The sequence below is a fragment of the Ramlibacter sp. genome (assembly GCF_013697775.1).
Lineage (GTDB): Bacteria > Pseudomonadota > Gammaproteobacteria > Burkholderiales > Burkholderiaceae_C > Ramlibacter.
In genome coordinates this window covers 1-5,217 of record NZ_JACCWG010000133.1, presented here as the reverse complement: position 1 = coordinate 5,217, position 5,217 = coordinate 1, and the positions used below count along the sequence as shown (strand labels likewise).

Sequence of the window (5,217 nt, the reverse complement as noted above, 5' to 3'; positions counted from 1 at the left end):
GCTGTCGCCGGCCTGCACGCCCGCGCTGGCGCGCCAGCTGCGCGCGCCGGCCGACCTGGCACGGCTGCCGCTGCTGCGCTCTTACCGCAGCGACGAATGGAGCCGCTGGTTCGCCGCGGCCGGCGCGGGCACGGCGCCGCTGCTGCGCGGCCCGGTGTTCGATTCGTCGCTGGTGCTGGCCGCCGCGGCGATGCAGGGTGCCGGTGTCGCGCTGCTGCCGGTGCGGCTGTTCGGCGCCGAGCTGCGCGAGCAGCGGCTGGTGCAGCCCTTCACCGCCGAGGTAGGCGCCGGGCGCTACTGGCTCACGCGCCTGCAGTCGCGCCCGGTGTCGGCGGCCATGCGGCAGTTCCGCGGCTGGCTGCTGGCGCAGGCGGCGCCGGTCGAATGACGGCATCGCCCGAGAGCTACTTCGATCTCCAGCTGCGCTTCGCAGCGCACTACGCGCGGATCGCGCGCGTGCCGCTGCGCGCGGCCGTCGACACCTGCACCAATCTGCGCAGGCGCTTCGGCTGGATGGATGCCGGGCGCGCGGCGCACTGGGAGGCGTTTCTGCACGGCATTGCCGAGGGCGCGGACCACGCGCAGGTGCTGCGGCAGGCTTGCGAAACGCATGCGGCGCGCGGGCCCACCCCCACTCTCGCCAAGGCGTTCGGCTGTTTCAGCTACGAGGTGCATGCGCGCGAGGGCGTGCTGCGCATCCACTTCATGGAGCCGCAGCCGCGCGACCCACGCGCTGGCCCGCTCGCACGTCTGCGCATGCACGAGCGGCTCGCCGAGCTGCGCGCGCTGTTCGCCCATGTGCGCGCCCACCATCCGGAAGCGGTCACCGTGCTGGGCGTCTCCTGGCTCTACAACCTTGATGCCTACAAGCGCTTGTTCCCGCCCGGGTACGGCGCCTCGGCCGCGCTGCCGTCATTTCCGCTGCACCTGAGCGGCAGTTCCACCTGGGGCCAGGTGCTGGACCATGACCAGCAGGTCAAGCCGGACGTGCGCGACGCGTTGCTGGCGCGGCTCGATGCGATGGCGGTGCAGGCGCCGTGGCGCGTGTTTGCGCTGCAGGCGCTGGTGGCGTCGTCGCCCATCGCGTGCTTCCACGCATGGTACGGCTGAGAGTCCGCCCAGTCGCCCGGGGCGCAAGTGCCAACTTTTCCGGCCGATTGGCCCCGTGCGCGAGACAGTGCATCCCGCCAGCGCCCCTTTCTCCGGCGCGGCCGAGCGCCTACAGTCGTCTTTTGAGGACGACACCATGGAAACCACGCTGCCCACTCTTTTCATCTCGCACGGCGCGCCCACCTTCGCGCTGGAGCCGGGGCGCGCCGGCGCGCAGCTGGGCCTGCTCGGCCGCGCGCTGCCCAAGCCGCGCGCCGTGGTGGTCGTGTCGCCGCACTGGATGACGCGCGGCGTCGAGGTCTCGGCGGCGGCGCAGCCACGCACCGTGCACGACTTCGGCGGCTTCGACCGCGCGCTCTATGCCATGTACTACCCCGCGCCGGGCGACCCGGCGCTGGCGCGGCGCGCCGCGCAGCTGCTGCAGGCCGCCGGGTGGGACGCGGCGCTGAACGAACAACAGGGCTTCGACCACGGCGCCTGGGTGCCGCTGATGCACCTGTACCCGGAGGCCGACGTGCCGGTGGTGCAGGTCTCCATGCCCGCCACGCTGGACGCCGTGGGCGCCGTGCGGCTGGGCCGCGCGCTCGCGCCGCTGGCCGATGAGGACGTGCTGGTGGTCGGCTCCGGCAGCCTCACGCACAACCTGTATGAGTTCCGCGCCGGCACCGCGGTGCCCGCCGCCTATGCGCGCGAGTTCACCAATTGGATCCGCCAGGCCGTGCAGGCCGGCGACGGCGAACGGCTCGCGCAGGCGCTGGAGCGCGCCCCGCATGCGGCGCGCGCGCACCCCACCACCGAGCATTTCCTGCCGCTGCTGGTGGCGCTGGGCGCGGCGCGCGCGCTGCTGCCGGCCACCGTGCTGGACGGCGGCATCGTGCACGGCATGCTGGCGATGGAGTCGTATGTGTTCGGCCGGGAGCTGGTGCTGGAGCCGGCACCGGTGCAGCAGGAGGTCGCATGAACGATGGCGCGGAGCGTTCTTCCATCGTGGTGCAGCGGCCCGCCACCGCGCTGGACGAGCTGGTGCTGCTGTTCCACGGCGTCGGCGCCTCGGCCGACGACCTGGTGCCGCTGGCGCAGCGCGTCGCGCAGGCGCGGCCGCATGCCTTCGTGGCGAGCATCGGCGCGCCGTTCCCGTTCGGCATGGGCGCGGGCCGGCAATGGTTCTCCGTGCTCGGCGTGACCGAGCAGGACCGGCCTGCGCGTGTTGCCGCTGCCATGCCCGCCTTCGCCGGCGCGGTGGCGCATTGGCAGGCCGAGAGCGGCGTGGATGCCGCACGCACCACGCTGATCGGCTTTTCGCAGGGCGCGATCATGGCGCTGGAATCGACGCAGGCCGAGCTGCCGCAGCCGCTCGCGCGCCGCGTCGTCGCCATTGCCGGCCGCTTCGCGCAGCCGGTGCGCTGTGCGCCCGCCGGCGTGGCGCTGCACCTGATCCACGGCGCGGTGGACCCGGTGATTCCCGCGCAGCAGAGCGTGCAGGCGGTTGGGGCGCTGCGGCAGCTCGGCGCGGCGGACACCACGCTGGACGTGCTGCCGGGGCTGGGCCACGGCGTCGACGGGCGTGTGGTGGATCTGGTGCTGTCCCATCTCGACGCCGCCTGAGAGCGGCGCGGCCGTGGCGGATGGCCGCCACGCCGTTCGCGTTCAGATGCCGGCTTCGGCCCGCCACCCGTCGACACTGCGGCGCAGCACCTCGCCGCGTTCCGGCTCCATGCAGAACAGGTGCACCGACTGCCACGGCAGGTCGATGCGCAGGTCGCCGCCGTTGCCCTCGAACACGCCGATGCGCCCGCCCACCACGTTGTGCAGGACCTTGTTGCCGCTGCCGCGGCGAGGCGCCGAACCTCTACGAGAGTTTCTATGCCCTCACCATGCAGCGCCGCTTCGAGCCGCCGCAGTTGAAGGCGCTGCTGCAGCGCCCCGAGGCGCAGTCGCTGGCCGGCGTGGCCTGAGTGCCCTTATGGATGGGTTTCTCCGCCGTCCGGCCGCCAGGCCAGCTTGTAAGATGCCCCAGCGATGACCACCGTGGCACCGAGTGCTGTACAGAACGCGGAATCCGCCCGGACCGGCGGCGTTGCGCTGAGCGCCGAATTCGAATCCATCTTCGCGGCGGCTCCGGTCGGGCTGGCGCTGTTCGACCGCGACGGCCGCTACCGCCGCGTGAACGCGGAGTTGGCGCGCATCAACGGCCTGCCGGCCGAGGCGCATGCCGGCCGCCTCGTGCACGAAGTCGTGCCCGGGCTTGGCGACGAGGTGATGCGGGTGATCGCGCAGGTCCACGCCACCGGCGAGACGCTGCGCGACATCGAGGTGAGCGGCGAGACGCCGCGCGCACCCGGCCAGCTGCGCCACTGGCTGTGCGGCTTCTTTCCGGTGCGCGGCGGCGGCGGCGGCGGCGGCGTCGAGGCGGTGGGCGCCTGGGTTACCGACATCACCGAGCGCAAGCAGGCGCACCGTGCGCTCGAGGCCGGCCGGCTCAAGCTGCAGATGGGCATCGAGGCGGCCGGGCTGGTGATGGCGGAGATCGACTACCGCACCAACCAGAACAGCGTGTCGGCCGAGCTCGCGCAGCTGCTGGAGATCGCCGACACGGCCGTCACGGTGCCGCGCCAGGTGATCTTCGACCGCATTCATCCGGACGACCGCGAGCGCTACCTGCGCGGCATCGCGCAGGCCACCGACCCCAACGGCACCGGCCACCTGGCGATCGACGTGCGCGGACTCCTGCCCAGCGGCACGGTGCGCTGGCTGCACGTCCGGCTGCAGGTGATTTTCACCGTGGTGGCTGGCCGGCTGCAGCCGGACCTGGGCATCTGCGCCGCGCGCGACGTCACCGCCGAGAAGACCGCCGAGCGCAAGCTGCGCACGGCGCAGCGCCTGGCCGAGTCGGTGATCGAAGGCGCCGGCGCGCTGGTCTACGCCAAGGACCTGCAGGGCCGCTACTTCCTGTCCAACCAGGCCTGGCGCGCGCTGCATGGCCTCAAGCCCGAGCAGGCGCAGGGCATCACCGATACCGAGCTGTTCGGCGCCGATGCCGCGGCCGTGCTGCGCGCCAACGACCTGGCCGTGACCGGCAGCGGCGAGCCGCTGCTGGTGCAGGAGCGCGCGACGGTGCACGGCCAGGCCGTCACCTATCGCTCCAGCAAGTTCCCGCTGTACGACGAGGCCGGGCAGATCTATGGCGTGTGCGGCATGTCCACCGACATCAGCGACGTGGTCGAGGCCGACCGGCGCAAGAACGAATTCCTGGCCATGCTGGCGCACGAGCTGCGCAATCCGCTGGCGCCGATCCGCACGGGGCTGGAGATCATCAAGCGCTGCGGCGAGCTGCCGCCGCCGGCGGCCCGCGCGCGCGGCGTGATGGAGCGCCAGCTCACGCACATGGTGCGGCTGATCGACGACCTGCTGGACGTGGCGCGCGTCAGCCGCGGCCGGCTGGAGCTGCGCATCGCGCCGCTGACGCTGCAGGCGGTGGTGGAGCATGCGCTGGAGACCAGCCGCGGGCTGGTGGAGGTGGCCGGCCACGTGCTGGAGGTCGAGTTGCCGCAGGCGCCCGTGTGGCTGCAGGGCGACCTGACGCGGCTGGCGCAGGTGGTCGGCAACCTGATCAGCAACGCGGCCAAGTACACGCCGCGCGGCGGCCGCATCGACCTGCGGGCGGTGGCCGGGCACGACCAGGTGGTGATCGAGGTGCGCGACAACGGCCAGGGCATCGGCGCGGACGTGCTGCCGAACGTGTTCGAGCTGTTCGCGCAGGGCCACGACACCATCCACAACGCGCAGGGCGGCCTGGGCATCGGCCTGTGGCTGGTGAAGAAACTGGTCGAGATGCACGGCGGCGCGATCCAGGCGCACAGCGGCGGCGCCGGCCAGGGCAGCCTGTTCGTGGTGCGGCTGCCGGTGGTGGAGGCGGCCGGCGAGCCTCCAGGCGCCTAAGGAGATTCTGAACAAGCGTCGATTGCAGATGCTTGTGCGGATTCGACGGCGAATCTAGGCCTGATGAGGTGCGTGCAGAGGCCCCCCGCAGGTGCTGGCGGCCTATGAGCGCCGCTGCGGGCGCACCTATGCCTTCAAAGCACCCCGAACCATGTACAGGTTGGCCAG

The 5,217-nt window shown here is 72.5% G+C and carries 5 protein-coding genes and 1 pseudogene; 5 read left to right on the top strand and 1 reads right to left on the bottom strand.

Annotated features, from left to right (window positions below; all coding sequences use genetic code 11):
* From H0U68_RS06775 to ypfH, 4 genes are all read left to right on the top strand, one after another.
* A partial coding sequence (locus H0U68_RS06775) for a LysR substrate-binding domain-containing protein (protein WP_296353915.1) occupies window positions 1–388 on the top strand: 388 nt, incomplete at its 5' end.
* Entirely contained in the window at window positions 385–1,110 is a 726-nt protein-coding gene (locus tag H0U68_RS06770) for a hypothetical protein (protein ID WP_296353913.1), read from the top strand. The genes H0U68_RS06775 and H0U68_RS06770, both read left to right, overlap by 4 nt.
* Before the next feature lie 136 nt (window positions 1,111–1,246).
* Window positions 1,247–2,071, top strand: a complete 825-nt coding sequence (locus tag H0U68_RS06765; protein WP_296353911.1) for a class III extradiol ring-cleavage dioxygenase — start codon at window positions 1,247–1,249, stop codon at window positions 2,069–2,071.
* Complete coding sequence (ypfH, locus tag H0U68_RS06760; RefSeq protein WP_296353909.1) at window positions 2,068–2,715, top strand: esterase; 648 nt, start codon at window positions 2,068–2,070, stop codon at window positions 2,713–2,715. Before H0U68_RS06765 ends, ypfH begins: the two co-directional genes overlap by 4 nt.
* A gap of 42 nt (window positions 2,716–2,757) precedes the next feature.
* Here the strand turns inward: ypfH and H0U68_RS06755 are convergent.
* A pseudogene (locus H0U68_RS06755) lies at window positions 2,758–2,928 on the bottom strand (putative inorganic carbon transporter subunit DabA); the annotation flags it as partial.
* A 201-nt stretch (window positions 2,929–3,129) separates the two neighbouring features.
* On the opposite strand from H0U68_RS06755, the gene H0U68_RS06750 reads away from it, so the two are divergent.
* Window positions 3,130–5,049, top strand: coding sequence for a PAS domain-containing protein (locus tag H0U68_RS06750; protein WP_296353907.1), 1,920 nt, complete (start codon window positions 3,130–3,132; stop codon window positions 5,047–5,049).
* Window positions 5,050–5,217 lie beyond the last annotated feature (168 nt).